The following is a 25,692-nucleotide window of genomic DNA, read 5'->3' as shown; positions in this document are numbered from 1 at the left end:
CATGAACAAGGCAGTGAACGACGGGACGCCGGGCGACGTCTGGTCGGGGACGTGGGTCGCCGACCGGCTCGGCGTCGAACTCGTGGGCGACAGCCGGCTGACCGACCTGCTGGGACTGGCGCTGCGCCGCAACCCCAAGCGGGCCCATCTGCTGGTCTCCAACGTGCTGGGCAAGCACGTCCCGCAGTCGCCGTCGGTGGTCTACGGCCAGGGCTTCGCGCTGGGCCGCAGGGTCCGCGACCTGCTGGGCGACGAGGAGGCGGCCCGAGCGGTCGTCCTCGGCTACGCGGAGACGGCGACAGGTCTCGGCCACTCCGTCGCCGACGGCATCGCCCTCGCCCCCTACCTCCACTCCACCCGCCGCCCGGTCCCCGGCGTGGCCCCGGCGGGCGGCTTCGAGGAGTCCCACTCCCACGCCACGTCCCACCTGCTCCTCCCCGAGGACCCCGCGCTCCTGGCCGGCGACGGCCCCCTGATCCTGGTCGACGACGAGTTCTCGACGGGCAACACGGTCCTGAACACGATCAGGGATCTGCACGAACGGTATCCGCGGGGCCGGTACGTGGTGGTCGCCCTGGTGGACATGCGGTCGGAGGCGGACGCGGGGCGCCTGGACGACTTCGCCCGGGAGATCAACGCGAGGGTGGACTTGATCACGGCGGCTTCGGGCACCGTACGCCTGCCCGAAGGGGTCTTGGAGAAGGGCCAGGACCTTGTAGCCAGGTTCGAGGTGACTGACCCAGGGGCGCGGGGAACTGCGCGACAAGCCCCCACGCACCCGCACCCGGCACTCAACCGCATAAACCTCTCGTGGCCCCGAGACCTCCCCGACGGCGGCCGTCACGGTTTCACCCCGGCGCACCGAATACGCCTGGAATCCCTGCTCCCCGCCATGGCGGCGAGGCTCGTCGAGGCACTCCCGGCGGACGCCCACCGCGTACACATCCTCGGCTTCGAAGAGCTCATGTACGCCCCCCTGAGACTCGCCAGGGAGCTCGAACAGGTCGCTGAAGGCGTCGAGGTGACCTACTCCACCACCACCCGCTCACCGGTGCTCGCCGTCGACGACCCCGGCTACGCCATCCGCACCCGCCTGGTCTTCCCGGCCCACGACACCCCGGCGGACGGCCCCGGCGACCGCTACGCGTACAACGTTGCCGGAGCCGGTTTCGACACCGTGATCGCCGTCGTCGACGACACCGCCGACACCCCCGAACTGCACGCCCCCGACGGCCTCCTGGCCCAACTCGCCGCGCACACCCGGCAGGTCGTCCTCGCCGTCGTCCCCAGTTACACCCCCGAAAGGCCCCCCATGCTCCCCGAGCCCCTCCGCGGCCCCGCCTTCTCCTCGTACGCCCCCGAGGAGGTCGGCTGGCTGCTCCAGGACCTCTCGGACGTCACGCTGGAGGCGCCGACCGAGGAGCGCGAGGAGGCCATCCAGAGCGGCGGCGCGCACTACGCGGAGTCGCTGCCGGTGGAGTACCAGCCGAGCGACCAGTACCAGGAGCTGTTCCGGACGGCCCTGCAGGAGTCCTCCGCGAGGATCGCCCAGGCGGTCGGCGCGGTGACGGAGATCGTGCTCCAGGAGCGCTCGCCCCGCCCCGTCCTGGTCTCCCTCGCCCGCGCCGGCACCCCGGTCGGCGTGCTGATGCGCCGCTGGGCCCAGTTCCGCCACGGCCTCGAACTGCCGCACTACGCCGTCTCGATCGTCCGGGGCCGCGGCATCGACGCCAACGCCCTGCGCTGGCTGGCCGGACACCACGACCCCGCCGACGTCGTGTTCGTCGACGGCTGGACCGGCAAGGGCGCGATCACGCGTGAACTGGCGGAAGCGATAAAGCAGTTCGAGGCCGAGGGCGGTTCCGTCGGCTTCGACCCGGAGATCGCCGTACTCGCCGACCCGGGCTCGTGCGTGAAGACGTACGGCACCCGCGAGGACTTCCTCATCCCCTCCGCGTGTCTCAACTCCACGGTGTCCGGCCTGATTTCGCGCACGGTTCTGCGCGCGGACCTGGTCGGCCCGGACGACTTCCACGGCGCGAAGTTCTATCGCGAACTCGCCGGCGCGGACGTGTCGGTGGACTTCCTGGACGCCGTCGCCGCCCGCTTCCCCGAGGTCGCCGAGGCGGTCGGCGCACAGGTCAAGGAGCTCCTCTCCAGTGACCGGGAGCCCACCTGGGAGGGCTGGGCGGCCGTCGAACGCATCAGTGAGGAGTACGGCATCCACGACGTCAACCTCGTCAAGCCGGGCGTCGGCGAGACCACCCGGGTGCTGCTGCGCCGGGTGCCCTGGAAGATCCTGGCGCGGGCCGGTGCGGGCACCGACCTGGACCACGTACGCCTGTTGGCCGAGCAGAGAGGTGTCCCGGTGGAAGAGGTCGCCGAACTCCCTTACACCTGCGTGGGGTTGATCCACCCCAAGTACACGCGGGGCGCGACGGGCGCCGACGGCAGGGCGGTGACCCTCTGATGCCGGCTCCAGCTCAGCCTCCGGTGCTCGTGGCGAGCGACCTCGACCGCACGCTCATCTACTCCGCCGCCGCCCTGGCGCTCACCATGCCGGACGCGCGGGCGCCCCGGCTGCTCTGCGTCGAGGTGCACGAGAGCAGGCCGCTGTCGTACATGACGGAGACCTCGGCCGGGCTGCTCTCCGAGCTCGGGGACGCGGCGGTCTTCGTGCCGACGACGACCCGCACCCGCAAGCAGTACCAGCGCATCAACCTGCCGGGCCCCGCGCCCACGTACGCGATCTGCGCGAACGGCGGCCACCTGCTGGTCGACGGCGTCACCGACGTCGACTGGCACACCCGCGTCGCGGCCCGCCTCGCCGACGAGTGCGCACCCCTGGAGGAGATCCGCGCGCACCTCCAGGAGAGTGCCGATCCCCTGTGGGTGCGCAAGCACCGGATCGCCGAGGATCTCTTCGTCTACCTCGTCGTCGAGCGTGAACTGCTGCCCGAGGACTGGATGAAGGAGCTCGCGGTGTGGGCCGAGAACCGCGGCTGGACGGTCTCCCTCCAGGGCCGAAAGATCTACGCCGTTCCCAAGCCGCTCACCAAGAGTGCGGCCATGCGCGAGGTGGCCCGGCGCACCGGGGCCACCCTGACGCTGGCCGCGGGTGACTCCCTGCTGGACGCCGACCTGCTGCTCGCGGCCGACCGGGGCTGGCGGCCCGGACACGGGGAGCTGGCGGACGTGGGCTGGACGGCTCCGGCGATCACCGCGCTGCCGGAGCGGGGTGTCGCGGCGGGGGAGCGGATCCTGCGGGAGTTCCTCAGGACGGTTCGGACACCTCAGTAGGGTTCGGCCGGCCTCGCCGCAGCAGTCGTACGGCGATGAAGGCCACGGCCGCGAGCGCGGCGAGCGCGAGGACGACCTTCGAGTACGCGGACACCACGTCGGTGACCCGGGTCCAGTTGGCGCCCAGGGCGTGGCCCGCGAGGACGAACGCCGTGTTCCACAGGGCGCTGCCCAAGGTGGTCAGCGTCAGGAACACGGGCAGCGGCATGCGTTCGACGCCGGCCGGGACGGAGACGAGGCTGCGGAAGACCGGGATCATCCGGCCGAAGAACACCGCCTTGGTTCCGTGCCGCAGGAACCAGGCCTCGGTCCGCTCGATGTCCGAGACCTTGACGAGGGGCAGCCGGGCCGCGAGCGCCACCGTGCGGTCCCGGCCGAGGAGCGCGCCGACGCCGTAGAGCGCGAGGGCGCCGATCACCGAGCCCGCCGTCGTCCACAGCAGCACGGCGACCAGGCTCATCCGGCCGGTGCTCGCGGCGAAGCCCGCGAGCGGCAGGATCGCCTCGCTCGGGATGGGCGGGAAGAGGTTCTCCAGGGCGATGGCGATCCCGGCGCCGGGCGCGCCGAGGGTGTCCATGAGGCCGGTGACCCGGTCGATGGCTGACATGGGCCCACGCTAGGGAGGCGGACCTGAAGGCAGCCTGAAGAGGTTGTCGTACGGCGGTCAGCCGCAGCAGCCTCCGCCGCAGCAGCCGCCGCCTCCCGCCTGGGGGGTCGGGGCGGCCGACGCGGATGCCGAGCCGCCCACCGCCACCGTCGACAGCAGCTTCACGGTGTCGTCGTGGCCCGCCGGGCAGTCGGCGGGGGCGGAGGACTCGGCCATGGGACGGCTCAGTTCGAAGGTGTCGCCGCAGGTCCGGCAGCGGTACTCGTAGCGAGGCATGAGCACAGGTTAACCGGCGCCCCGGCGGGGTGCCCGAATTATGATCTTTGTCCGGTTAGCATGCGGGGGTTCTCTGCCGACGATCAACCGTGGGGGAACCCCTTGGCTGTGCGACACAACCCCGAACTGCTCGCCGCCGCCCGGCACTTCGGGCGGCGCCACTTTCTCACGGTCACCGCGGCGGCCGCCGCCCTCGCGTTCAGCACCCAGCTGCCGGCCCGGGGCGCGGCGGGCTCCACCGAACTCGACGCGGCGAGGATCGCCGACGATCCCTTCACCCTCGGCGTCGCCTCCGGGGACCCGCTGCCCGACTCCGTGCTCCTGTGGACCCGGCTCGCACCCGCCCCCTTCGAGCCGGACGGCGGTCTGCCCCAGCAGTACGTCACCGTCCAGTGGGAGCTGGCCCTCGACGAGCACTTCAGCGTGCCCGTCCGCACCGGCGTCGACATCGCCTACCCCGAGTACCACCACACCCTGCACATCGACGTCGCGGGCCTCGAGCCCGACCAGGTCTACTACTACCGGTTCAAGACCGGAACATGGATCAGCGAGACGGGCCGTACCCGCACGGCGCCGGTCACCACCGCCGCCGCGGCGTCGCTCACCTACGCCGCCGTCTCCTGCCAGGCCTACCACGACGGGTACTACACGGCGCACCGCCATCTCTCCCGGGACGACGTCGACGTGGTCTTCCACCTCGGCGACTACCTGTACGAGTACGCCGTGAACTCCACGGGCGGCCAGCGCGGCTACACCGACCGCAAGCTGCCCGACCTGTTCAACCGTGAGGCCATGACCCTGGAGGACTACCGGCTGCGCTACGCGCTCTACAAGAGCGACCCGGACCTGCGGGCGGCCCATGCGGCGCACCCCTTCGTCGTCACCTGGGACGACCACGAGACCGAGAACAACTACGCGGGCGCCATCAGCGAGAACAACGATCCGCCGGAGGTGTTCCTGCTGCGCCGCGCCGCCGCCTACCGGGCGTACTGGGAGAACCAGCCGCTGCGCGGCGCGCAGTTGCCGAACGGTCCCGACGCGCGGCTCTACCGTCGGCTCCAGTGGGGCACCCTCGCCCAGTTCGACATCCTCGACACCCGGCAGTACCGCTCCGACCAGGTGTACTCGTCCACCAAGCACACCGGCGGCCCGCTCCAGGACGACCCGGCGCGCACCATGACCGGGGCGGCGCAGGAGAGCTGGCTGATCGACGGCTGGCGTGACTCGCAGGCCCTGTGGAACGTGATGCCGCAACAGGTGTGCTTCTCGCAGCGCAAACTCGACCTCACGTCGGAGCCCCTGATGTCCATGGACGCCTGGGACGGCTACCGGGCCTCGCGCCGCAGGATCCTCGACGGCGTGAAATCGGCCGGGGTCGAGAACCTGGTGGTGATGACCGGGGACGTGCACGTCGGCTACGCCTTCGACATCAAGGACGACTTCGACGACCCGGACTCCACCACCCTGGGCACGGAGTTCACCGCCACGTCGATCGCGAGCGGACGGGACGGCGCCGAGCGGCCCCCCACCTGGGACACGTACCTCAAGGCCAACCCGCATCTCAAGTTCTACGACGGGCGCCGCGGCTATGTGAGGGTCACACTCGACCGGCAGCAGGCGCAGGCCGACTTCAGGACCGTGTCCGCCGTGACCAAGCCGGGTGCGCCGATCGCCACCGCCGCGTCCTTCGTGACGGAGGCCGGCAACCCGGGCCTCCATCCGGCCTGAGGAACTGCCGGGCAGCGGTACCCGGCCTGACGGCCCGTCGGCATCCCGTGCTCCGCCGGGCGGCCCCTTCTTGTCGTCCGATGCGTGGAACAGGCAGGGAGCGGACATTGTCTGTCCGGTTATCGGCAAAACCTAGGGATTCGAGACCTTTGTACTCACACCCGAGGAGATGCCTGATGGTCCACAGACACGCTTCGGCCGGCTGTGCCGCGTTGACGCTGCTCAGTGCCCTCGTGCTCACGGGGCTGCCCGCGGCCGCGGCCGTCGAGCCCCCCGCGCCCACGACGACGCCCTCCGCCGCCGAGACGCTCGGCGCGAACAAACCCTCGCCCGCGGTCCTGCGGGCGCTGAAGCGTGATCTGCGCCTGACCGAGGATCAGGCCAGGACGCGGCTGGTCAACGAGGCCGAGGCGGGCACGCGCGCGGGCCGCCTCCAGAACGCGCTGGGCAAGCGCTTCGCGGGAGCGTGGGTGAGCGGCGACACCTCCGCGGACCTGACGGTCGCGACCACCGACGCCGCCGACAGCCCCGCCATCGAGGCCGGTGGAGCGCGGGCCGTAGTCGTCAGGACCCCGCTGCAGGACCTGAAGACCGCCAAGGCGAAGTTGGACGCCACCGTGACCGGCGAGGCCCTGGACACGCCGGTCCGGTACATCGACGTACGGACCAACCGGGTGACGGTGCAGGCGAAGAGCCGCGCCGCCGCCGACAAGCTGATCGCGGCCGCCCACGTCGACACCGCGGTCGTGGACGTCAAGGTGTCGGCCGACCAGCCGCGCGCCCTGTACGACATCCGGGGCGGCGACGCCTTCTACATCGACGGCACGGCCCGCTGCTCCATCGGATTCGGCGTCACCAAGGGCACCCAGCAGGGGTTCGCGACGGCCGGCCACTGCGGGAAGGCGGGGGCGAAGACCACCGGGTACAACCAGGTCGCCCAGGGCACCTTCCAGGCGTCCGTGTTCCCCGGGAAGGACATGGCATGGGTGGGCGTCAACAGTGACTGGACCGCCACGCCCGCCGTCAAGGGGGAGGGCGGACAGGACGTTCAGACCGCAGGCTCGGTGCAGGCCCTGACGGGTGCCGCGGTGTGCCGGTCCGGTTCCACCACGGGCTGGCACTGCGGCACGATCGAGCAGCACGACACGAGCGTCACCTACGCCGAGGGCACCATCGACGGCGTGACCCGTACGACGGTGTGCGCGGAGCCGGGCGACTCCGGTGGCTCGTACATCTCGGGAACCCAGGCCCAGGGCGTCACGTCCGGGGGTTCCGGCGACTGCACCAGCGGCGGGACGACCTTCTACCAGCCGATCAACCCGGTGCTCAGCACCTACGGCCTGACTCTCAGGACCAGCACGAGCGAGAGCGGCAGCACCGCCCCCGAGGACGGTCAGGAGGGTGGCTGGGCCCCGGGGCAGGTGTACGAGGTGGGCGCGCGGGTGACCCACGACGGCGTCTCCTACGAGTGCCTGCAGCCCCATCAGGCGCAGGCCGGGTGGCAGCCGGCCCTCGCTCCCGCCCTGTGGCAGCGCGTCTGAGGACGCGGTGACGTCGGCGATGCCCGAGCTCGTCGGCCGCTACATCTCTGCCAGCAGGGTGTACGCGGTCGGCACGAAGGCATCGCCGGCGTGGAAGCGGCGGGTGCACACGGCGGCCAACGCCGTCCCGATGTCGGGCCGGAAGCCCAGGAAGGCCTGCTGACCGAGTGTCGCCCCGCCGTGGAAGTACATCGGACCGCACTGCGTGGGGTGCTGGAACCAGGCCACCGTGTGCACCTGCCGGTGGCCGAGACCGCGCCGGAGCACAGGGCGGCGTACCGCGCGCAGCGCGGCGGTCAGCGGCCCGCCCGACGGATCCAGATGTGCTTCCAGGAACGTGAGCAGATCGTGCGGGGTGGCCCGGACGGCGCCGGCCGCCTGGAAACCGCCGACGGTCAGCGGCGGAACGGGCGTCGTGCCGTCCCTGCGGTGCCCGGTGGCGTCGGTGTCCGGGCCGCCGGGGCGAAGCGTGGCGCCGCTCAGCCGGAGCGGACCCAGCACCTGACCGGTGAGCAGCTCGTCCCACGGGGTGGCGGTCGCCGCCGCCAGGGCGTGACCGAGGACGGCGACACCGAAGTTGGAGTAGTGCCAGCGGGTGCCGGGCCGGTGGCGTTGCCGGTGGCGCAGAAAGGCGTCGACCACGCGCTCGGCCGGATAGCGGGCGTAGGGGTTGGTGTGCCACGCCGGCAGCGCCCGGACGAAGAAGTCGGCGGGCAGGGCGGGCAGTCCGGAGGTGTGGGTGATCAGGTGGGCGAGGGTGACGGGATCCTCGCCGGCCCGCCGAGCCGGATCCAGCAGCGCCGCGGCCGGCTCGCCCGCGGACAGCCGGCCCGTCTGGGTCAGCTGGGCCAGCAGCAGTCCGGTGAACGTCTTGGAGGCCGAGCCCATTTCGTAGCGCAGTTGCTCGCGGGGGACGGGCGGGGGCGGCGCGGTGCCCCCGGTGCGCACGGTGCGGCGACCGTACCGGGAGAGGGCGAAGACGACGTCGGGCGCGGGCACGGCGTCGACGGCCTCGTCGAGCCGCCGCCGCACCGCCTCGTCGTCGCCGGGTGCCTCCCTCCGCGTCACGGCGGTGACGTCGGGCGGGACGCCCGGCCAGGGGGCGGGACGCGCGGGGCGTGCGCCGACCGTCATGACGGTGTGTGGACCAGCCGCGTCAGGGCGCGGGACGTGGCCAGGACGGAGGCGAAGGCGGCGACCAGCGTCGGGTGGTAGACGACGTCGAAGACCTCGTCGGGTTCGCCCTGCGGCATCGTGCGTACGGCGGGCATCGCGCCGTCGGGCTGCTGGGCGGCGGCGAAGCCTTCCCACGCCCGCTCGTCGAACGTGGGGCGGGGCAGACAGGCGTCGACGACGAGCAGTTCACCGAGCAGGTCCCAGCGTTGCAGGTCGAGCCAGTCGTCCAGCCAGGCCGGCAGCCAGTCCGCGAGGTAGCCGGCGATCCCGGCCGGCAGGCCGTCGGGGTTCTCTCCCCAGTCGGTGAGGTGGAAGACGGTGTGGGTGATGTCGTAGGCGATGTGCCCTTCCACGGTCCAGGGTTCGGGCGAACGCCCCAGCCACGTCGCGCCGACGACGTCGGCCTCCGGAACCCGGGGAGGCAGGCCGAAGCGGCGCTGGAAGGCGGACAGGCCCAGGCGCCGGACCGGTGACATCTCCAGGGCGGCGTAGCTGTCCAGCCGCTGGTTGAGCCGGAAGGCCCGCTCGGCCTCGGGGCTGCTGTAGCCCAGCTCCTTGAAGGGCAGGTACACCTCGAAGGGGATGGGTGAGAGGGGCTCGGCGTGCTGCCCGCGCACCAGCATCCGGCCGCCGTCCAGCGTGTGACACCAGGCGTGGTCGATCAACTGCCGTGCCAGCGCGGCCTGTCGGGATCCGGCCACGCCCTCGCGGAACAGCACCTTGCAGATGAGCGCCAGTTCGCCGACCGGTTTGAAGCGTTCCAGGAAGCCGATCTCCGGGTCGACGTCCAACTCCAGCCGGAATCCGTCGCGGTGGGCGTGCAGCCACTCGAGAGCGCCGACGCCGACATGGTGGATGAGACGCGTGTTGTTCATCCCGGCACTCCCTGTCCGCCGTCCACCGCAACCGCCTCGGCGTCCCCGGCCGTCTCGCGCAGCCGGTTGACGGTCAGCACGGCGGCGAAGGCCGTCATCAGTGTCGAGTGGTAACAGTCGATGAAGTCGGGTGCGGTCGTACGGCTGCCCCGGCCGCCCACCTCCGGGACGGCGCCCGAGTCGTCCTGCGCCACCGAGAGTCTCGCCCAGGCCTCCTGGAACAGGGCGAGGTCCGGCGGGCCGGGCAGACTGCTCGCCACGGCCAGCAGTTCGCAGCTCAGGTCCCACTGCTCGTCCTCCAGACAGGTGTCGAGCCAGGGCGCGAGCCAGTGCCGGAGGTAAGCCGCGACGGGCGGGGGTACGGCCTGCGGGGTCAGGCCCCAGTCGGTGAGATGGAAGATCACATGGGTGAGCGTGTAGCCGGCGGCCAGCTCGAACGTCCACGGCTCCGGCAGGCCCGCGAGCCAGGTGCGGCGCAGTGCCCGCGGCATCTCCTCGTGTTCCGGGAGGCCGCTGCGGCGCTCGGAGTTGAGCACGCTCATGCGTCGGTTCGGTTCCTGCTCCGTCAGGTGCCAGCCGCGGGTACGGGCCACCGTCGCGGTGGCGCTCTCGTAGCCGGCGTGGCGCAGACCTGCCGACGCGAACGCCGCGTAGACCTCCAGCGGATAGGTCGCGAAGGGTTCGAGACGCTGCAACTCCACGAAGAGGGCGCCGCGTTCGGTCTGTTGCCACGCGAACGACAGCAGGTCGGACGCCAGCACGTGGACCGGGTCGGCCGGATCGGTGTGCCGTCGTACACAGACACATACCTGGGCCAGTTCACCGAGGGGCTTCCAGGTGGTGTTCACGTCGCCGTGCTCGGCGAGCGCGTCGCCGCCGAGCGCGAACCCCTCGCGGTGGGCGGACACCCAGGCCAACGCGGCCGCGCCCAGAGCCCGGACCTCGCGCCTCACCCCGGCCTCGTGCGCCGTCACACCGGCACTCCGGCGCGCATCAGTCGAGCGGCCTCGACCTGGAACGCCACACGGGAGTCCTCGCCGCCCATCTGCGCCACGAAATCCAGCCCGGCGTCCAGGCCCAGCGTCTGCGGCACCTCGTCGAGGAGGACCAGCCAGCGTCCCGCTCCGGCTGCCTGGAGCCAGTCGCGGCGGCGGACCGCCCGTACGAATCCCCGGGCGACGTCGACCGGGCGGCGCCGCGCCACACGGGCCACCGCGCAGTCCTCGCCGGGCAGCGCGAGCGGGGCGAGCACCGCGAGTTGGTGGGTCAGGAACTGCCACGGCGCGTCGTCGAGCCAGGCCGCCCCGGGCTCGGTGTCGTCGCCCGACGCGCCGTCGAGGGACGCGTCCAGCCGCAGGAGCGCCCGCCGCATGGCCCAATGGCTCCACACCGAGGTGGGAGGGGCCGCGGCAGGTGGTGGGTAGGCGTGAACAGCCCTGCTGAACACGGTGAGATCGTCCGACGCGGGGGGCGCGCAGCGCAGCAGGACGCTCGGCAGGACGACATCGGCTCCGACCACCCGTACGGCGGCGAGAGCCGGGTCGGCGGTCGCCTCGGGGCCGTTCCCCGCGACCGTGCCTGCGAGCCGGAAACGGTCTCCGCTCCGAAGAGCGGAGACCAGTTCCGACATGAGGCCCTGCACCGCGCCCGCGAGGCGGGTCGAAGTGCCTGACTGCTCCATTCGGGTTCTCCCGTCAGCCCTTCTTCGGCCGTGGCGTCGGAGGCGAGAGCAGGAGCTGGCTGTGCGACGACACCAGGGCGAGCGCCGCGCACTGGCGGCTGTCGCGGTAGTAGCCGTCGGCCTCGACCGGGTCGAGAGCCGCTTCTACGTCGATGCCGGGTGCGTCGGTGAGGTCGTCGAGCAGGAACTCGGTGGAAGACATACCACCATCTCCTTTACGAGAGATATGCGGGTCTTCTTCCATGTCACCCCATTGGGGCGATCTATGCAAAAGAGGGCGATTTGTCTAGTTCGTGCGAGATTCAATTTCCCGCTCGCGAGTAGTTGACGGTGACGCACTCTCAGTGCGAGCCCCCGCGCTCCTCACGGATCTGCGAGACCACCCGCGCCACCGTCTGCCGTACCGCTTCCGTCTCGGTGAGGAAGTGCCAGTAGTCGGGGTGGCGGCCCTCCAGGGTGGCGATCGCCCGGTCCAGGCGGGCCACGGAGTCGTCCAACGGACGTGCGTGCCTGGGGTCGGGGGTGGTGCGGCCGCTCATGGCGAGGCGTTGGGCGTCGCGGATGGCGAAGCGCGTGCGGTCGATCTCCTGCTGGGGGTCCTTCTGCACGGCGTTCAGCCGGTGCAGCCGGTCGCCGGCGGCGGAGACGGACTCGTCGGTGGTGTTGAGCAGGGCGCGGACCGTGGAGAGCAGGGAGGTCGCGTCCGGCCAGCGCTGTTCGTCCCGCGCGGCGCGGGCCTCGCGGAGTTTCCGCTCGGCCTGCCGTACGTTCTCCGCGGCCTGGTCCGGGACGTGCTGGAGGTCCTGCCAGCAGGCGGCCGTGAACCGGCGGCGCAGTTCGCTGAGCACCGGGTCGACCTGGCCCGCGCGGGTGGTGAGGGCCTCGGCGCGGGTGCGCAGGGAGACGAGCCGGTGGTCGATCTCCGCGGCCCGCTCCGGCAGCCGCTCGGCCTCCACCCGGATCGACTCGGCCTCCCGCGCGACCCGTTCGGCCCGCTCCAGGGTCTGCGGCACGCCGTGCTGTCCCGCGCCCTGGTTGAGCGCGGTCAGCTCGGGTCCGAGGGCGGCGAGCCGGGCGGCGAGGTCGTCCGCCTTCAGCCCCGACTCCCGTACGGCGTCCAGGGCGTTGGAGGCGGCCAGCAGCCCCTGCCGGGCCCGCTCGACGGCCGGGGCGAGACGGGCCAGCTGCGTCTCGGCCTTGCCGAGCAGCGGTCCGAGGCTGTCGCCGAAACGGTCCAGCTCCCGCTTGACGTTGTCCAGGTCGTCCTTGGCCCGGGTGAGCTCGGTACGCGCGTGTGCGGCGACCGAGGCCTCCAGATCGTCCCGGTCGAGGTCATGGGCGTCGACGGCCTCGATGTAGCGCCGGCTGGCCTCGTCGATCCGCCCGCTGATCGCCTGGAAGTCGGCGACCGCCCGCCGGGCGGCGGGGGAGTCGTCGACGGCCGTGATCGTCTCGATCGAGATCCGCAGATCCCGCTGGGCGGTGTCCAGTTCGTAGAACGCGGCCGCCGCGGCGTCCTTCGCGGCCTGCGCCTCGGCCCGCTGGCTCTCCGCGCGCCCGCCGAACCAGCGCCGGGTGCCGCCGCCGGCGAACGCGGCCGGCAGCGCGAGGGCGGCGAGCAGGGGCAGACCGACGAGGGTGAGGGTGTCCTTGAGCGCCTGGCGGTGTGCGCGCGGCACCGACGACGACGAGTACGGCTGCGATGGTGTCGCCGTCACATCCCTCTCCCGTGCTGTGTTCCGTCCTGGCGGTGCCCTTGTCATTCTCCCACCGGTAAAGGACGAACACACGGGCCGGTCAGTTCGCGGTTCGCACCGTGATCTTCCCGTCTCCGCTCTGGGCGGACACCATGTGGTCGCTGGAGTCGGACCGGGGCACGGACACGTCGACCCCTCCGTCGCCGGTCCTGGTGTCCACGCGGTAGGTGGCCTTCGGCAGCTCGACGGTCACGGAGCCGTCGCCGCTGCGGGTCTCCACCCGGTCCGGTACGGCGCCGAGTTCGAGGTGGAGCGAGCCGTCGCCGGTACGGGCGGTGATGCGGCGGGAGGTGACGTCCGCCCTCATGGAGCCGTCGCCGGTGCGCAGCTCCAGCGGCCCGCTGGAGTCGGTGACCCGCACGGAGCCGTCGCCGGTGCTGATGCTCAGCGGCCGGGTGAACCCCCGGGCCCGCACACTGCCGTCGCCGTCCTTCACCTTCACGCTGATGTTCCGCGGCACCTCGATGCGGTGCCTGGCCGCGCAGTCGGCCACGACACCGCTGCACTTCATGCGCAGCACCAGCCGGTCGTCCTTCATCGACCAGGTCACCTCGGGGTCCTTGCCGAGGGCGACGGTCCCCTGGAACCAGCGGGTGACCTCGACCGTGCCCGCCTTGTTCGCATCGGCGGCGACGATCTCCAGCGCCGAGTCGTCGGAGTCGACGGTGAGGGTGCGGCCGTGGAGGGCGAAGGACTTGTGGTCGGGGGTCTTGTCGTCCCCGGCGGAGGCGCCGCAGGCGGTGGCCCCCGCGACGACGAGCGCGACGACCCCGGCCGCGGCGGCGGCACGTACGGGAACGGAACGGACCATGACGATCTCCCCCTGAGCTGGCCCTGGACGGGCGGTCGCGGGCAGTCCGCGACCCTGCTTCGACCCTAGGGACCGGGGCTCCCGCGGGGGATCCGGGTCGCTCCCGGATCGGGGGTGGGGTTTTCCCCCGTATCAACCCTGACGCCCCCGCGCCCCCGAGTAAGGGTTTGCAGGACAGCGCCCCGGGCAAGGTAGGCTGTCGACTCGTCTCGGGTGCGTAGCTCAGGGGTAGAGCGCCTGCCTTACAAGCAGGATGTCGGCGGTTCGAAACCGTCCGCGCCCACACCGGAAGAGGACCCCGGCCGATCTCGGCCGGGGTCCTTCGTCGTTCAGCCGGTTTCCGGCCTGCGGGACGCGTGCTTCAGCCTGGTGCGGGCGTCCACGCGTTCCGGTGTCGCCACGTCCGTCCAGAAGCGGTGGGTGGTGACGAAGACCGCGAGTTCGTGTTCGCGCTGTCGGAGCTTTTCCACCTCGGCCTGTTCGTCGGGGGTCCAGCCGGGGGAGGCGGGGCGCTCCACCTTCCGCCAGCCGTTGCTGTCGCTGAAGCCGTCCAGCGGCACGACCGACCAGGGAAGCCGCTTGAGCAGGGCCGACAGCTCGGCCCGGACCTGATGCAGCTCCTCCTGACCGGCCAGGAGGTCACTCGGAAAGTCATAGGTCGTTGCCACGGCACAATGCTACGCCTGTTCGATTTTGGGTGGCGAGTCGCTTCGGGAGGTTCATGCGAACGGGGGCGGCCCGTCCGTCCCATCTCCTGTGCATGCCGGAAGCGTCCGCCCCAGGCGGGCGAGCGGGGACAGGGCCATCACCACCGGGGACAGCAGCATGCCCGCGGCCGTCACCAGGAGACTGGTGCGCAACCCCCACTCCTGCGCGAGGAATCCGCCGAGCAGGGAGCCGAGCGGGGTCATCCCCATGCCGACGAACGTGATCGTGGCGGCCGCACGGCCCTGCATCCCGTCCGGGGTGGCCGTCTGCCGGACGGCCATGACCGTGACGTTCACCAACTGGCCGCCCGTCCCGAACACGAAGCCGACCGCGAGAAGCACGGGAAGTGTCACCGCACTGGAGCCGTGCAGCGCGGGCACGCACAGGAACGCGCCGTCGCCCAGTGCCGCCGCGGACACGAGCACCACGCCGTAACCGAACCGGCCCGGCAGCCGGGCGGCCAGCACCGAGCCCAGGAGCGCGCCCGGCCCCGTCGCCGCGAGCGCCAGCCCGACGGAGGTCCCCGACAGGTGCAGCTCCCGCGGCAGGAACAACAGATAGACGGTCATCAGGGCCGCGAAGCAGAACTGGAAGGCGGCCGAGGCCAGGCACACGGCCCGCAGCAAGGTGTCGCCGGCGACGAAACGGAGGCCCTCGTGGATCCGCCGCCCTATGTGAGGGGGACGTTCCGAGCGCTCCGGGATCGATTCGCGGCGACGGATCCGCCGGATCGACAGGAACGACAGCGCGAAGAACAGTGCGCCGACGGCGGCGGCGATCGGCGCCGACAGCAGCGACACCAACGCACCCCCGAGGGCGGGACCGCCGATCTGCGCCGCGGACCGGCTGCCCTCGAGCGCGCTGTTGCCCCGCACCAGCTGATCGCGTCTCACCAGCCGCACGAGAGACGCCTGGTACGCCACGTCGAAGAACACGGACAGGGCCCCCACGGTGAAGGCGACCACGAGCAGCGCGGGCAGGCCGAGCAGCCCGAGGAGACCGCCCAGGGCGGCGGCGCCCAGTGCCAGGGACCGGCCGGCGTCCGTCAGCACCATCACCGTGCGGGTCCGCCATCTGTCCACCCACGCGCCGACGAGGAGCGAGAGCAACAGGATCGGCGCCTGGCCCACAGCGCGGAGGCCACCCAACTGGCCGGCACTGGCGTCGAGGGTCAGGACGGCGAACAGCGGCAACACCAACAGGCTTGTGTGTTCACCGAGTTGGGAGGCCGTCTGGCCCACCCAGAGGCGACGGAAGTCACGGTCCCGCCACAGGCTCGACGGGGCGGGGCGACCGGAATCGGACACGGCGGAGGAAGCGGATGGCACGGAGAACCTCGGATCGAAGGCTTGCTGTGCCACACCGTCAAGGGCAGCACGCGATGACAGGCCGGACGGCCTACGACGTCAACGCGCGCTCGGAAGACCGACCATGTCCTCGCTCCTCTTCGGTCACTCGCCGAACCAGAACATTAGCCGGGCGAGGCGGGGTAATGGGAGTCGATCAGCCCCTGTGGAGGAGCCGGTGTTGAGAAGGAGCCGAGGATGACCGACGACGCCTATCTGTTCCTGCTCGACGACGCGTCCGCGCAACTCGGCGTGGCCCCCGCCGCCGTCGGCGATCTCGCGTGCATGGAGACTCCCGCCGTGCGCGCGTGGCTGGACGCCCAGGGAACCACGGCGACCTCCCCGCACCTGCGTCTGCTGCCACCGGAGGAGACCGCCGCCGTGCCCGAGGGGGCCGAGCGGCTGCCCGTGCCGCTGAGCGACGAGGAACTGAGCCGGCTCCGCCACCACCTGGCGCCGCAGTCGCTCGCCGGGGTCGAGGAGGAACTGCTCGCCTACCGCGACTGCGCGGACGGCCGTGACGGCCTGATCGGACGCGCGCTGGCCGCGGGCGTGCCGCCGCACCGCATCGTGGAACTGACCGGCGTGGACCCGGCGACGGTCACCGCTGCCGCGGAAGGCTGACGACGAGACCGCCGCCCGGCCTCACGCGCCTGTGCCGGCCGCAGGCGTGCCGCCGCACCGCATCGTCGAACTGACCGGCCTGGACCCGGCGACGGTCACCGCCGCCGCGGAAGGCTGACGACGAGACCGCCGCCCGGCCTCACGCGCCTGCGCCGGCCGCGGGCGTGCCGCCGCACCGCATCGTCGAACTGACCGGCGTGGACCCGGCGACGGTCACCGCTGCCGTGCGGGGCTGACCGTTCTGGCCTCAGACACCCGGGCCGGGGTCCGGATGGACGGCCGACTCGATGCCGGCGCGGGCCGCTTCCAGCTGGGCGGCGAACGCGATGCCGAGGAAGAGCGCGACGGCGGTGAGGTTCGCCCACAGCAGCAGGGCGATGAAGGCGGTGAGCGGCCCGTACACGGCGCCGAACGCACCGCTCTCCTCGACGTACAGGGCGAGCAGCCAGGTGGCCGCCACCCACAGCAGCAGATGGACGGCCGAGCCGAAGGCCAGCCAGGTGTAACCGGGCTGCACACGGCGCGGCGACCAGCGGAAGATCACCGCGGAGGCCACCCAGGCCAGCGCGAGCCCCACCGGCAGGTCCAGCACACCCCACCAGCGCGGCCCGCCGCCGTCCCGGCCCGCGGACTCGGCCACCGCGTCGCCCACCGCCTCACCGGCCACCAGCACGACGAACCCCAGCACCAGGGGCAGACCGGCGGCGAGCGCGAGCACAAGCCCGCGCGCGTACTTGCGCGGGAAGGGCCGGTCGCGCTCGATGCCGTAGATGCGGTTCGCGCCGCGTTCGATCTGACCCATGGCCGAGGCGAGGTTCAGCAGCGCGAAGCCCAGACCGAGCCACAGGGCGAGCGTGCTCCAGACATCGCCGTGCGCGGTGCGCCGGGTCCCGTCGAAGGCGTCCTTCACGATGTCGGCGCTCGCGCCCGGCACGATCCGGCCGAGTGTGAGCTCGATGATCCGGCCCACGCCCTCCGTGTGCACCGAGGTGGCAAGGCCGACCAGCGCCACGGTGCAGGGAACCAGCCCGAGGACCACCTGGAAGGCGAGGGCCCGGGCGTTGGTGAAGCCGTCGGCGTAGCGGAACCGCGCGAAGGAGTCGGCCAGCAGCCGCAGCCCGCCGTAGTGGCGCAGGGCGGTGAAGGCCTCGTCTCCGGAGAGCTCGTCCCCGATCATGTCCCGGGTCTGCGGGACGCGGACGGCGGTACCCATGGCGTGGACGCTCCTTGCTCGGACGGCCGGTCCCTGTGCGGTTGCCCCGAGAACCAGGGTTGTCAGCGTCGTCCGCCGAACTCCCACTCGTGGACCTCTACGGCCGCGTACCGGTCCGCGGTCAGCACGGCCCGTGCCCGCTCCGGGTCCGGGGCACGGACCAGGGCCGCCGTGCCCAGCCAGAGGGTGGCGTCGTCGGACAGGAGGGGGCCGTAGGCGATCAGGTCGTCCCTGCCGGGCGGTACGGTGAGGTCGGCGGCCTCTCCCGTGCCGAGACCGAGCACCAGATAGCGCCCGCCACCGGTCCGGCCGCCGGGGAAGTCCCACATGGTGCGGCCCAGCAGGTTGCGCCAACGGCGCAGCAGTACGTCCCGGTACGCGCCCGCCTGATAGGTGGGTTCGTCGAACGCGAACGCGCGGGCGGCCGCCGGATCGGGCAGGTCGACGATGTGCACGCTTCCCGTCGGCGTCTCACCGTCGGCGGCGAACGTCGGCCCGCGGGCGATCAGTTCGGCCGCGTACCGGTCCATGTAGGACCAGTGCGCTTCCGCCAGCTCCTCCCGCAGGGGCAGGGAGCCGGGCCGGTCACGGTGGTAACAGAAGAACTCCATGACCAGGGAGCCTTGTCGACGGGCGGCGTCATCTCAACGGCATTTCGTTCGGCGGCGTGTTCGTCAGCTCCTCGAACATCGGGGCCAGAAGGGTGGCGAGTTCGGGACGGAAGCGTTCGAGCTCGGCCGTGACGACGCCGACCGTGGCGCTCAGGGCGCGGTGGAGCTCCGAGGCGGTGAGCGAGTGTACGAGAGTCGTCTCCAGGGCGGTCGAGAGGTCGCCGGGGAGCAGGTGGGCGCCCTTCGCGTGCGCGGCCGGGTGGCCGAGTCGCAGGCAGGCCAAGGTGATCACGTGCTCGCGCAGGGCGCTGATCCAGTGCTCGGCCTGCCAGTAGCGGGCGCGCTCGACGCACGCGCGCGCGTGGAGGGCGTGATGCCACAGGAGGCCCGCCAGGGTGTCGCCGTCCGGGGGAGTGAAGGGTTCCAGGGGGCGGGGCCGGCCGAAGACCGTCCGCCACTGCGGGCCCCGCGGACCGAACTCGGCCTCCGGGGCGAAGGTCAGGTCGATCTCCAGCCAGCCGGGCAGGAGGAACACCCGGATGACGCCGGCCCCGACGCGCAGATCCCAGTGGTGCCGCGCGCCGAGATCGCCGTAGAGCCAGCCGGTCCACCGCTCCAGCGTCGCCGTCAGGTCGCCGCGCACGGCCAGCACCAGGTCGGTGTCCGACCAGCGGTCGGCCTCCCCGACGGCGTACGAGCCCGTGAAGGCGGCGCCCACGACGCTGTCGTCGGCCTCCGCGCGCGCGAGCAACCGCTCCCGGAGGCGGTCCCGTTCCTCGACCGTGAACATCGGCCCCGCTTTCGTCCAAGCGTCGTCGCTTCTTTGTCCATGGACCGGTCCGCGGTCGGGACGCGAGAGTCGGTCCATGAACGCGGATCTTGAGGATTGTCGTGCATAGCCAGGTGATCGGACGGTCGCGGATGCCAAGGGGGCTCGTCGCGCTGGCCGTCGGCGGGTTCGGCATCGGGCTGACGGAGTTTCTGATCGCGGGGCTGCTGCCCCAGGTGGCGGGGAGTTTCGCGGTGTCCGAGGCTGCCGCGGGGCGGCTGATCTCGGGATACGCGTTGAGCGTGGCGGTCGGTGCGATCGTCCTGACCGCGGCGACCGCGCGGCTGCCCCGCAAGCACGTCCTGGTCGGCCTGGTGGTCCTGTTCGTCCTCGGCAACCTGCTGTCCGCGATCGCGCCGAGCTATTCGGTGATGCTGCTCGGGCGGATCGTGGCGGCGCTGTGCCACGGGTCGTTCTTCGGCATCGGCTCCCTGGTCGCGCGCAGCCTGGTCGTACCCGAGCGCGCGTCCCGCGCGGTGGCCGTCATGTTCGCGGGGCTGACCGTCGCGAACGTGCTCGGCGTGCCGTTCGGCGCGCTGGTCGGGGAGCGCTGGGGCTGGCGGGCCGCGTTCTGGGCGGTCACCGCGATCGGCCTGCTCGCGCTCGCGGGAATCATCGCGTTCGTGCCGAGCCGCGCCGGACAGACACCGCCGACCGCCTCCACCGGCCTGCGCGCCCAGCTCGGCGCGTTCCGGTCCGGGCAGGTCTGGCTGACCCTGGTGGCCACCGCGCTCGGCTACGGCGGGATGTTCGGCGCGTTCAGCTATATCGCCTACACGTTCACCGAGGTCGGCGGCTTCTCCTCGGCGGCTGTCGCCTGGCTGCTCATGGTGTACGGCGTCGGCCTGGTCGTCGGGAACCTGATCGGCGGGCGGGCCGCCGACCACGACCGTGACCGCGCGCTGGTCCTCGCCCTGACCGGACTCACCGTCACCCTGGCCTTGTTCGGGCTGCTCGCCACCAGCGCCACGGCGTCGGTGGTGCTGGTGTTCCTGATGGGGGTGTTCGGGTTCGCCGGTGTGCCCGGCATGATCACCCGCGTCACCGACTACGCGCACGGGGCCGCCCTGGCCGCCAGCGCCAACGTGTCCGCGTCCAACATCGGCAACGCGCTGGGCGCCTGGGCCGGAGGCCTCGCCATCACGGCGGGCCTCGGCTACACCGCACCGCTCTACGTCGGCGCCGGCATCGTGCTGACCTCCGTCCTCGTCATGACCGTCGCCGCACATCGAGCGAGGCCGATCGGGAGGCAGGCCCGCGAGTCGGAGGTCCGGCGATGACTTTCGCGCGCGGGGCCGGTCTCAGGGGGGACGAGGAGCATCCTGAGAGAGGACCAGCCATGGAGAATCCTCAGCACATGGACACGAGGGCGGCGGCGGACATGGAGCCGCAGACCGCCGCGGGCAAGGTGCTCTGGCACTTCACGATGTCGCTGGACGGGTTCGTGGCGGGCCCCGGGCACGGCATGGCATGGATGACGGGATTCTCGTTCCGGCCCGGCCTCGTCGAGGAGTACGCCGGGACGACCGGGGCCGTGCTGGGCGGCCGCGACGGCTGGGACGCCTTTCCCGACGCCGGTGGTATCTACGGCGGGGCGTGGCAGGGAGCGGTGTTCGTCCTCACACACCACCCCGAGGACGCGCCGAGCGCCGAGGGCGTGACCTTCCTGAGCTGTGACGTCGCCGAGGCGGTCCGGATCGCGCTCAAGGCCGCCGGCGGCAAGAACGTCGAGGTTTTCTCACCTACGATCGGCCGCCAACTCCTCGAACGCGGACTCATCGACGAGATCGACCTCCACATCGCGCCCGTCCTGCTCGGTGACGGGATCCGGCTGTTCGACAACCCCGGCGGCGATCCCCTCCGCCTCGAACTCCTCAACGGCGGCGACCGCACGGCCACGGTGAACGTGCGCTACCGCCCGGCCACGACCGATCCCAGCCAGTCGGTCAGGTGACGGCCGACCTCATCGGGGCGTTCCTGCTGGATCCAGTGTCCGCAGCCGTCGAGGAGATGGGCGCCGCGCAGACCGGGGAGGGTGGTCGGGAAGGCGTCGATGGCGTCGGAGAGCCAGGTGGTGGAGGCGTCCAGGGTGCCGCCCAGGAAGAGAGAGGGCTGGCGGATCGCCGCGCCCGCGTGGGCGGCCAGATCCTTCCAGTCCCGGTCCATCGCGCGGTAGCGGTTCAGGGCACCGGTCAGGCCCGTGCGCTCGAACTCCCCCGCGTAGACGTCGAGATCGTCCTCGGTGAGCCAGGCCGGGAGGCGGTCGGTGGGGAAGCGGTCCCGGAGCCGGCCGCCGGGTGCGACGAAGTGGGGGTCGGCGGGCACGGGGTGGGCGTCGGCCATGGGCATGGTGTCGGCGGAGAGCGCGGCATAGAAGCCGGCCAGCCAGCCCCGGACGTCCGGTTCGATCTCGCGCTCGGCCCGGCCGGGCTCCTGGAAGTAGGAGACGTAGAACTCCTCCTCCCCGCCGAGCCGCGCGAACACCTCGCTGGGACGGGGGCCGCCGGGCGGGGTGTACGGCACGCTCAGCAGGGCGACCGCGTGGAAGACGTCCGGCCTGAGCAGCGCCGAGTGCGCGGCGATCGTCGCTCCCCAGTCGTGCCCGACGACTACCGCGGAACGCTCGCCGAGTGCCTCCACCACGGCCGCGTTGTCCTCCACCAGCTCGGTCATCCGGTACGCCGCCACCGCCTCCGGCTTCGAGGAGCGGCCGTATCCGCGCACGTCCACGGCGACCGCGCGGTATCCGGCCGCGGCCAGCACCGGCAGCTGGTGGCGCCACGAGTACCAGGACTCCGGGAAGCCGTGCAGCAGCAGGACCAGGGGCCCGCTGCCCTGCTCCACGAGGTGGATCCGGCCGGCGGGACCGGGGACCAGACGGTGGGTGCGGTGCGGCATGTGTCCTCCGTGGGTACGGCGGTGCGGTGACGGCTCACGGACTGCGGCTCACGGCGATCCTGCAACGTACGGCGGGATGGTTGCGAGGCCTTTTGCCGATTCGGCAAAACCGCAGGCCGGGGGCGTTGTCAGACCTGGCGCCTAATGTGGTCGGCATGGAGACGGAGCAGGTGCGGCTGGTGCCCTGGGCGGAGGGCGACTTCTGGCTGCTGGAGCGGACCAACAGCCCGGAGATGACCGACCACTTGGGCGGGCCCGAGAGCGAGGAGAAGCTCGTCGCACGGCATCGGCGGTACGTCGAGCTGTCGGCGGGGCGGATGTACCGCGTCACGCTCGCGGACGGCGGGGAGACCGTGGGCTCGGTGGGGTTCTGGCAGCGTGAGTGGCGGGACTCCCTGATATGGGAGACCGGGTGGGGGATCCTGCCGGAGTTCCAGGGACGGGGACTGGCCGCGCAGGCGGCCCGCGCCGTCGTGGAGGAGGCACGGGCCGCCGGGGAGCACCGGTATCTGCACGCGTTCCCGAGTGTGGAGCACACCGCGTCGAACGGCGTCTGTCGCCGGGCGGGCTTCACGCTGCTCGGACAGGCCGAGTTCGAGTACCCGAAGGGGCGCTGGCTCACGTCGAACGACTGGCGGTTCGACCTGACGGGCGGCGACGGCGGCTGAGGGCGCGCGTGAGGGTGGGCGGTGGCGGTCGGGGTGGGCCGTCAGCGGGCGGCGTCCGTCAACTCCCGTACCACCCGGGTCGCGACGGGCACCTTCACCCCGTGCCGGTCCGCCGCGCGCAGCAATGCCCCGCCGATCGCGTCCAGTTCGAGGGGGCGGCCCGCCTCCGCGTCGCGCTGCATCGAGGACTTGGTCCGGGGTGGGAAGGCGTCGTAGCGGGCGAGGGCCTGGGCCGGGTCCGCGGGGCCGCCGCAGGCCGCGCTGACCGCGGCGGTCTCCTCGACCAGGGCGGTCAGCTCCTCGCGGTGGCTGGTGCGTACCTCGCCGAGGGGGAGGCCGTGCAGGGTGGTGAGGAGGGCGAAGGGAGCGAGGAAGGACATCTTGGCCCACAGGGCGGCCGACTCGTCGTCCAGGACACGGGTCGCGGGGCCGGCCTCGGCCAGGGCGGAGGCCAGTGCGTCGAGGCGCTCGCGGGGGACGCCGTCGCCGGTCAGGTCGAGCTCGGCGAAGGGGCTGCCGTGCTCGATGACGCCCGGCGCGATCCGCGTCGACTCGACGCGGATCACCGCGGGGGCGACCCGGTCCGGGCGGTAGCGGGCGCGCAGGGTCGCCGGGTGTTCCACGCCGTTCAGGAGGGGGACGACCAGGCCGTCGCCCAGGGCGGTGGGCGGGACGCGGTCGAGGGCGGAGTGGAGGGAGGTGTGCTTGACGGCGATCAGACAGGCGTCGACCGGTTCGCGCAGTTCGGTGTCGGCCTCGACGGGCGTGGTGAAGTCGCCGAAGGTGCCGCTGCGGACCTGGAGTCCGGCCGTGCGCAGGGTGTTCGCCGTGTCGTCGCCGGCCAGGCAGATCACGCGGTGTCCGGTGCGGGCGAGGAGGGCGGCGAGAAGGCCGCCGGTGCCGCCGGGGCCCAGGACGGCCACGGTGAGTTTCTGGTGCGCGGAGTCGTGCGCCATGTCGGAATGTTCCTCTCGTCGGTCGGCCCCGGAACCGGTGGCCGCCTCGCCGAGGATCATGACATTCGGAACGGGCGGACGGAAGCGCCGATCCGCTCGGGGAGGGAGACTGTCGGTATGTGCCGCAGTATCAAGACGCTTCGTCCGCCTGTGTTGCCCGAGGAAGCGACGGAGGAGGAGATCCGGGCCGCCGCGCTTCAGTATGTGCGCAAGGTGTCGGGTTTCCGGGCCCCCGCCGCCCACAACCAGGAGGTCTTCGAACGGGCCGTGGAGGTGATCGCGGAGGCCACGGCGGAGTTGCTGGCGGGCCTGGAAGTCCGCGGAGCGGCTCGCCGCGAGGCGGGGTGACCTGGGCGGGGGGCCGCCGGCCGGGGTAGGCCGTGCTCGCCGGGTGCGTCTCGGCTGAACCTGCCCGAGGGCACGGTGCTGCCTGCATGCGCGGCTCCGCCACCTGGGACCAGCCACTACCGGCCGACCCCTACCCAGCTCGGGGTCGACGTACGTACGTCCTGTGCCGCCTCGGCCGGACGTGCCCGGAGGCGCGGAGCCATGTGCACGTGCGGCTCCGCCGCGGGCGCGACCAGCCCACACGGGCCAGCGGTCAACCGGCCGTGCGTCCTGTGCCGTCTCGGCTGGACGTGGCCGGGCGTGCGGGGCTGTGTGCAGGTGCGGCTCCGCCGCGTGGGCGCGGACAGCCACCCTCGGCCCGCAGCCGACGTACGTCCTTCCGCCGCCCTCGGCCCCCAGCCGACGCACGTCCTTCCGCCGCCCTCGGCCGCTAACGCGCTCCCGCTGTCACCGGACGTCGCCGCATCACATACGCCGCCCCCGCTCCCGCCCCGAACAGGGCCGCTACCGAGACCCCCGTCGCCAGCCAGGTCGCTCCCAGCCAGTGCGCGCCGAAGTAGCCGAGGGCGACGCTGTACGCGGCCCAGGACAGGCCCGCGAGGGCGGACCAGGGGAGGAAGTCACGGGCTCGGCGGTGGGCGGTGCCGGCGAGGAGGGAGACCACCGAGCGGCCGGCGGGGGCGAAGCGGGCGAGGACCACCAGCGCCCCGCCGCCCGCGGACAGCGCGTCGCCGAGACGTTCCTGCGCCGTGGTGAGGCGACGCGAGCGGGCGATCGCGCGGTCGAGGCGCGCACCGCCCCGGAAGGCGAGGCGGTAGGCCGCCAGGTCGCCCAGGACGGAGGCGGTCGTCGCGCAGAGGATCAGGGCCATCACGTCCGGGACCTCGCCGGTCGCCGCACTGCCCGCGGCCGCGGCCGTCGCGGCCGTGATGACCAGCACCCCGCTGGGCAGCAACGGCACGAACACGTCGAGGAGCACCGACAGCGCGACCATGGCGTAGATCCATGGACTGCCGGTCAGTGACCCCAGATTCTCCAGCACCGCGACTCCCCGTGATTCCCCCGTAGACAGCCATACAGCGTACGCCGGGGCAGGGGCAGGAGATTCACGGGGGGCTCATGAGATGGGTGCGGCATGTTCACCCGGCTGCCGCGTCAGGACGGCGCCGGTGCGCTTCCGAACGCGCCGGTGCCCTCCCCCACGGACGCGGGGGAGGGCACCGTACGCGATCGCCTCAGACGGCCACGGGCTCCGCCGCCGGCTTCCGCTCCTCGGCCGAGCGCTTCGCGAACAGCCGGTCCAGGCCGAACGCGCCGGACCCGGTGAAGACCAGCAGCAGGAAGGCCCAGCTGAACATCGCCGCGGCCTCGCCGCCGTTCTCCATGGGCCACAGGGCCGTGGGCTGGTGCACCTTGAAGTACGCGTACGCCATGGATCCCGCGGCGACGAACGCGGCGACGCGCGTGCCCAGGCCGAGCAGTACGAGGCCGCCGCCGACGAGCTGGATCACGGCCGCGTACCAGCCGGGCCAGGTGCCCGTTTCGAGGGTGCCGCCGTCGGTGCCCGGGACACCGCCGAGGACACCGAAGAGGGAAGCGGCGCCGTGACAGAGGAAGAGCAGGCCGACGACGATGCGGTAGAGGCCGAGGGCGTATGGCTGGGCGCTGTTCAGGCGTCCGGTCATTGTGGGGGACTCCTTCGGTCGGGTCGGTCCCACAGGGGGGTCGCCCCAGGGGGA

General features: G+C 72.3%; 27 protein-coding genes and 1 tRNA gene. 10 read left to right on the top strand and 18 right to left on the bottom strand.

What is annotated here, in order from left to right:
* Position 1: 1 nt before the first annotated feature.
* Both ACIBJB_RS02140 and ACIBJB_RS02135 read left to right on the top strand, forming a co-directional pair.
* On the top strand, positions 2 to 2,470 hold the full coding sequence (locus ACIBJB_RS02140; protein ID WP_398925584.1) for a phosphoribosyltransferase: 2,469 nt from the start codon (positions 2 to 4) through the stop codon (positions 2,468 to 2,470).
* Positions 2,470 to 3,300, top strand: a complete 831-nt coding sequence (locus ACIBJB_RS02135; protein ID WP_398925582.1) for an HAD family hydrolase — start codon at positions 2,470 to 2,472, stop codon at positions 3,298 to 3,300. The genes ACIBJB_RS02140 and ACIBJB_RS02135 overlap by 1 nt, the downstream gene beginning before the upstream one ends.
* Here ACIBJB_RS02135 and ACIBJB_RS02130 read toward each other — a convergent pair.
* Both ACIBJB_RS02130 and ACIBJB_RS02125 read right to left on the bottom strand, forming a co-directional pair.
* Positions 3,275 to 3,907, bottom strand: coding sequence for a DedA family protein (locus ACIBJB_RS02130; protein ID WP_398925580.1), 633 nt, complete (start codon positions 3,905 to 3,907; stop codon positions 3,275 to 3,277). The two genes, ACIBJB_RS02135 and ACIBJB_RS02130, sit on opposite strands and share 26 nt — an antisense overlap.
* Positions 3,908 to 3,964: 57 nt before the next feature.
* A complete protein-coding gene (locus ACIBJB_RS02125) occupies positions 3,965 to 4,183 on the bottom strand; it encodes a zinc ribbon domain-containing protein (protein WP_398925577.1) in 219 nt (72 codons plus the stop codon).
* 102 nt (positions 4,184 to 4,285) lie between these two features.
* Between ACIBJB_RS02125 and ACIBJB_RS02120 the strand changes: the two genes are divergently transcribed.
* Positions 4,286 to 5,911, top strand: a complete 1,626-nt coding sequence (locus ACIBJB_RS02120; RefSeq protein ID WP_398925574.1) for an alkaline phosphatase D family protein — start codon at positions 4,286 to 4,288, stop codon at positions 5,909 to 5,911.
* A 176-nt stretch (positions 5,912 to 6,087) separates the two neighbouring features.
* Positions 6,088 to 7,452 carry a carbohydrate-binding protein gene (locus tag ACIBJB_RS02115; protein ID WP_398925572.1) on the top strand — a complete coding sequence of 455 codons (1,365 nt, stop codon included), beginning with the start codon at positions 6,088 to 6,090 and terminating at the stop codon, positions 7,450 to 7,452.
* Between the two features lie 39 nt (positions 7,453 to 7,491).
* On the opposite strand, the gene ACIBJB_RS02110 is transcribed toward ACIBJB_RS02115, so the two are convergent.
* From ACIBJB_RS02110 to ACIBJB_RS02080, 7 genes are all read right to left on the bottom strand, one after another.
* Positions 7,492 to 8,586, bottom strand: a complete 1,095-nt coding sequence (locus ACIBJB_RS02110) for a serine hydrolase domain-containing protein (protein WP_398925570.1) — start codon at positions 8,584 to 8,586, stop codon at positions 7,492 to 7,494.
* Positions 8,583 to 9,503: a DUF6895 family protein gene (locus ACIBJB_RS02105; RefSeq protein ID WP_398925568.1), complete on the bottom strand. Its 921-nt coding sequence runs from the start codon at positions 9,501 to 9,503 to the stop codon at positions 8,583 to 8,585. Before ACIBJB_RS02105 ends, ACIBJB_RS02110 begins: the two co-directional genes overlap by 4 nt.
* Complete coding sequence (locus tag ACIBJB_RS02100) at positions 9,500 to 10,477, bottom strand: DUF6895 family protein (RefSeq protein WP_398925566.1); 978 nt, start codon at positions 10,475 to 10,477, stop codon at positions 9,500 to 9,502. The genes ACIBJB_RS02105 and ACIBJB_RS02100 overlap by 4 nt, the downstream gene beginning before the upstream one ends.
* Positions 10,474 to 11,184, bottom strand: coding sequence for a hypothetical protein (locus ACIBJB_RS02095; RefSeq protein WP_398925564.1), 711 nt, complete (start codon positions 11,182 to 11,184; stop codon positions 10,474 to 10,476). The genes ACIBJB_RS02100 and ACIBJB_RS02095 overlap by 4 nt, the downstream gene beginning before the upstream one ends.
* Positions 11,185 to 11,197: 13 nt before the next feature.
* Positions 11,198 to 11,386, bottom strand: a complete 189-nt coding sequence (locus ACIBJB_RS02090) for a hypothetical protein (protein WP_398925562.1) — start codon at positions 11,384 to 11,386, stop codon at positions 11,198 to 11,200.
* Between the two features lie 139 nt (positions 11,387 to 11,525).
* Positions 11,526 to 12,902 carry a hypothetical protein gene (locus tag ACIBJB_RS02085; protein WP_398925560.1) on the bottom strand — a complete coding sequence of 459 codons (1,377 nt, stop codon included), beginning with the start codon at positions 12,900 to 12,902 and terminating at the stop codon, positions 11,526 to 11,528.
* A gap of 79 nt (positions 12,903 to 12,981) precedes the next feature.
* Entirely contained in the window at positions 12,982 to 13,752 is a 771-nt protein-coding gene (locus ACIBJB_RS02080; protein ID WP_398925558.1) for a DUF4097 family beta strand repeat-containing protein, read from the bottom strand.
* Positions 13,753 to 13,963: 211 nt separating this feature from the next.
* Here ACIBJB_RS02080 and ACIBJB_RS02075 point away from each other — a divergent pair.
* Positions 13,964 to 14,035, top strand: a tRNA-Val gene (locus ACIBJB_RS02075).
* A 46-nt stretch (positions 14,036 to 14,081) separates the two neighbouring features.
* On the opposite strand, the gene ACIBJB_RS02070 is transcribed toward ACIBJB_RS02075, so the two are convergent.
* On the bottom strand, positions 14,082 to 14,420 hold the full coding sequence (locus ACIBJB_RS02070) for a hypothetical protein (RefSeq protein ID WP_398925556.1): 339 nt from the start codon (positions 14,418 to 14,420) through the stop codon (positions 14,082 to 14,084).
* Between the two features lie 51 nt (positions 14,421 to 14,471).
* Complete coding sequence (locus tag ACIBJB_RS02065; protein ID WP_398925553.1) at positions 14,472 to 15,788, bottom strand: MFS transporter; 1,317 nt, start codon at positions 15,786 to 15,788, stop codon at positions 14,472 to 14,474.
* 216 nt (positions 15,789 to 16,004) lie between these two features.
* Between ACIBJB_RS02065 and ACIBJB_RS02060 the strand changes: the two genes are divergently transcribed.
* Positions 16,005 to 16,430, top strand: a complete 426-nt coding sequence (locus ACIBJB_RS02060; protein ID WP_398925551.1) for a DUF6003 family protein — start codon at positions 16,005 to 16,007, stop codon at positions 16,428 to 16,430.
* 247 nt (positions 16,431 to 16,677) lie between these two features.
* On the opposite strand, the gene ACIBJB_RS02055 is transcribed toward ACIBJB_RS02060, so the two are convergent.
* The 3 genes from ACIBJB_RS02055 to ACIBJB_RS02045 form a co-directional block, all read right to left on the bottom strand.
* Complete coding sequence (locus ACIBJB_RS02055) at positions 16,678 to 17,643, bottom strand: YihY/virulence factor BrkB family protein (RefSeq protein WP_311719546.1); 966 nt, start codon at positions 17,641 to 17,643, stop codon at positions 16,678 to 16,680.
* A 62-nt stretch (positions 17,644 to 17,705) separates the two neighbouring features.
* Positions 17,706 to 18,254 (bottom strand): YciI family protein, encoded by a 549-nt coding sequence (locus ACIBJB_RS02050; RefSeq protein ID WP_398925549.1) that lies wholly within the window; start codon positions 18,252 to 18,254, stop codon positions 17,706 to 17,708.
* Positions 18,255 to 18,282: 28 nt separating this feature from the next.
* Positions 18,283 to 19,044, bottom strand: coding sequence for a hypothetical protein (locus ACIBJB_RS02045; RefSeq protein WP_398925547.1), 762 nt, complete (start codon positions 19,042 to 19,044; stop codon positions 18,283 to 18,285).
* Positions 19,045 to 19,175: 131 nt separating this feature from the next.
* Between ACIBJB_RS02045 and ACIBJB_RS02040 the strand changes: the two genes are divergently transcribed.
* Both ACIBJB_RS02040 and ACIBJB_RS02035 read left to right on the top strand, forming a co-directional pair.
* Positions 19,176 to 20,363 carry an MFS transporter gene (locus ACIBJB_RS02040; protein ID WP_398925545.1) on the top strand — a complete coding sequence of 396 codons (1,188 nt, stop codon included), beginning with the start codon at positions 19,176 to 19,178 and terminating at the stop codon, positions 20,361 to 20,363.
* 59 nt (positions 20,364 to 20,422) lie between these two features.
* Positions 20,423 to 21,037, top strand: a complete 615-nt coding sequence (locus ACIBJB_RS02035; RefSeq protein ID WP_398925543.1) for a dihydrofolate reductase family protein — start codon at positions 20,423 to 20,425, stop codon at positions 21,035 to 21,037.
* Here the strand turns inward: ACIBJB_RS02035 and ACIBJB_RS02030 are convergent.
* Positions 20,995 to 21,981: an alpha/beta fold hydrolase gene (locus tag ACIBJB_RS02030; protein WP_398925541.1), complete on the bottom strand. Its 987-nt coding sequence runs from the start codon at positions 21,979 to 21,981 to the stop codon at positions 20,995 to 20,997. The genes ACIBJB_RS02035 and ACIBJB_RS02030 overlap by 43 nt on opposite strands.
* 155 nt (positions 21,982 to 22,136) lie before the next feature.
* Here ACIBJB_RS02030 and ACIBJB_RS02025 point away from each other — a divergent pair, with 155 nt between their 5' ends.
* A complete protein-coding gene (locus ACIBJB_RS02025) occupies positions 22,137 to 22,649 on the top strand; it encodes a GNAT family N-acetyltransferase (RefSeq protein WP_398925539.1) in 513 nt (170 codons plus the stop codon).
* A 41-nt stretch (positions 22,650 to 22,690) separates the two neighbouring features.
* Here the strand turns inward: ACIBJB_RS02025 and ACIBJB_RS02020 are convergent, their stop codons facing one another.
* On the bottom strand, positions 22,691 to 23,605 hold the full coding sequence (locus ACIBJB_RS02020; protein ID WP_398925537.1) for a ketopantoate reductase family protein: 915 nt from the start codon (positions 23,603 to 23,605) through the stop codon (positions 22,691 to 22,693).
* A 117-nt stretch (positions 23,606 to 23,722) separates the two neighbouring features.
* On the opposite strand from ACIBJB_RS02020, the gene ACIBJB_RS02015 reads away from it, so the two are divergent.
* Positions 23,723 to 23,953: a DUF2277 domain-containing protein gene (locus tag ACIBJB_RS02015; protein WP_057615221.1), complete on the top strand. Its 231-nt coding sequence runs from the start codon at positions 23,723 to 23,725 to the stop codon at positions 23,951 to 23,953.
* A 430-nt stretch (positions 23,954 to 24,383) separates the two neighbouring features.
* Here ACIBJB_RS02015 and ACIBJB_RS02010 read toward each other — a convergent pair whose 3' ends face one another.
* Positions 24,384 to 24,995 carry a DedA family protein gene (locus tag ACIBJB_RS02010; RefSeq protein ID WP_398925535.1) on the bottom strand — a complete coding sequence of 204 codons (612 nt, stop codon included), beginning with the start codon at positions 24,993 to 24,995 and terminating at the stop codon, positions 24,384 to 24,386.
* Between the two features lie 193 nt (positions 24,996 to 25,188).
* Complete coding sequence (locus ACIBJB_RS02005; protein WP_398925533.1) at positions 25,189 to 25,638, bottom strand: DoxX family protein; 450 nt, start codon at positions 25,636 to 25,638, stop codon at positions 25,189 to 25,191.
* Between the last annotated feature and the right edge of the window lie 54 nt (positions 25,639 to 25,692).

Source organism: Streptomyces sp. NPDC050759, from assembly GCF_044456945.1.
Lineage (GTDB): Bacteria > Actinomycetota > Actinomycetes > Streptomycetales > Streptomycetaceae > Streptomyces.
Note: the sequence above shows the minus strand (reverse complement) of the source record. Positions and strands in the feature narration are given on the sequence as shown.

Bases quoted from the DNA above. Each gene is read 5' to 3' on its own strand.
- ACIBJB_RS02140 (WP_398925584.1), top strand. From the start codon at position 2: ATGAACAAGGCAGTGAACGACGGGACGCCGGGCGACGTCTGGTCGGGG.
- ACIBJB_RS02135 (WP_398925582.1), top strand. From the start codon at position 2,470: ATGCCGGCTCCAGCTCAGCCTCCGGTGCTCGTGGCGAGCGACCTCGAC.
- ACIBJB_RS02130 (WP_398925580.1), bottom strand. From the start codon at position 3,907: ATGTCAGCCATCGACCGGGTCACCGGCCTCATGGACACCCTCGGCGCG.
- ACIBJB_RS02125 (WP_398925577.1), bottom strand. From the start codon at position 4,183: ATGCCTCGCTACGAGTACCGCTGCCGGACCTGCGGCGACACCTTCGAA.
- ACIBJB_RS02115 (WP_398925572.1), top strand. From the start codon at position 6,088: ATGGTCCACAGACACGCTTCGGCCGGCTGTGCCGCGTTGACGCTGCTC.
- ACIBJB_RS02110 (WP_398925570.1), bottom strand. From the start codon at position 8,586: ATGACGGTCGGCGCACGCCCCGCGCGTCCCGCCCCCTGGCCGGGCGTC.
- ACIBJB_RS02105 (WP_398925568.1), bottom strand. From the start codon at position 9,503: ATGAACAACACGCGTCTCATCCACCATGTCGGCGTCGGCGCTCTCGAG.
- ACIBJB_RS02095 (WP_398925564.1), bottom strand. From the start codon at position 11,184: ATGGAGCAGTCAGGCACTTCGACCCGCCTCGCGGGCGCGGTGCAGGGC.
- ACIBJB_RS02090 (WP_398925562.1), bottom strand. From the start codon at position 11,386: ATGTCTTCCACCGAGTTCCTGCTCGACGACCTCACCGACGCACCCGGC.
- ACIBJB_RS02080 (WP_398925558.1), bottom strand. From the start codon at position 13,752: ATGGTCCGTTCCGTTCCCGTACGTGCCGCCGCCGCGGCCGGGGTCGTC.
- ACIBJB_RS02060 (WP_398925551.1), top strand. From the start codon at position 16,005: ATGACCGACGACGCCTATCTGTTCCTGCTCGACGACGCGTCCGCGCAA.
- ACIBJB_RS02055 (WP_311719546.1), bottom strand. From the start codon at position 17,643: ATGGGTACCGCCGTCCGCGTCCCGCAGACCCGGGACATGATCGGGGAC.
- ACIBJB_RS02050 (WP_398925549.1), bottom strand. From the start codon at position 18,254: ATGGAGTTCTTCTGTTACCACCGTGACCGGCCCGGCTCCCTGCCCCTG.
- ACIBJB_RS02045 (WP_398925547.1), bottom strand. From the start codon at position 19,044: ATGTTCACGGTCGAGGAACGGGACCGCCTCCGGGAGCGGTTGCTCGCG.
- ACIBJB_RS02040 (WP_398925545.1), top strand. From the start codon at position 19,176: ATGCCAAGGGGGCTCGTCGCGCTGGCCGTCGGCGGGTTCGGCATCGGG.
- ACIBJB_RS02035 (WP_398925543.1), top strand. From the start codon at position 20,423: ATGGAGAATCCTCAGCACATGGACACGAGGGCGGCGGCGGACATGGAG.
- ACIBJB_RS02030 (WP_398925541.1), bottom strand. From the start codon at position 21,981: ATGCCGCACCGCACCCACCGTCTGGTCCCCGGTCCCGCCGGCCGGATC.
- ACIBJB_RS02025 (WP_398925539.1), top strand. From the start codon at position 22,137: ATGGAGACGGAGCAGGTGCGGCTGGTGCCCTGGGCGGAGGGCGACTTC.
- ACIBJB_RS02020 (WP_398925537.1), bottom strand. From the start codon at position 23,605: ATGGCGCACGACTCCGCGCACCAGAAACTCACCGTGGCCGTCCTGGGC.
- ACIBJB_RS02015 (WP_057615221.1), top strand. From the start codon at position 23,723: ATGTGCCGCAGTATCAAGACGCTTCGTCCGCCTGTGTTGCCCGAGGAA.
- ACIBJB_RS02005 (WP_398925533.1), bottom strand. From the start codon at position 25,638: ATGACCGGACGCCTGAACAGCGCCCAGCCATACGCCCTCGGCCTCTAC.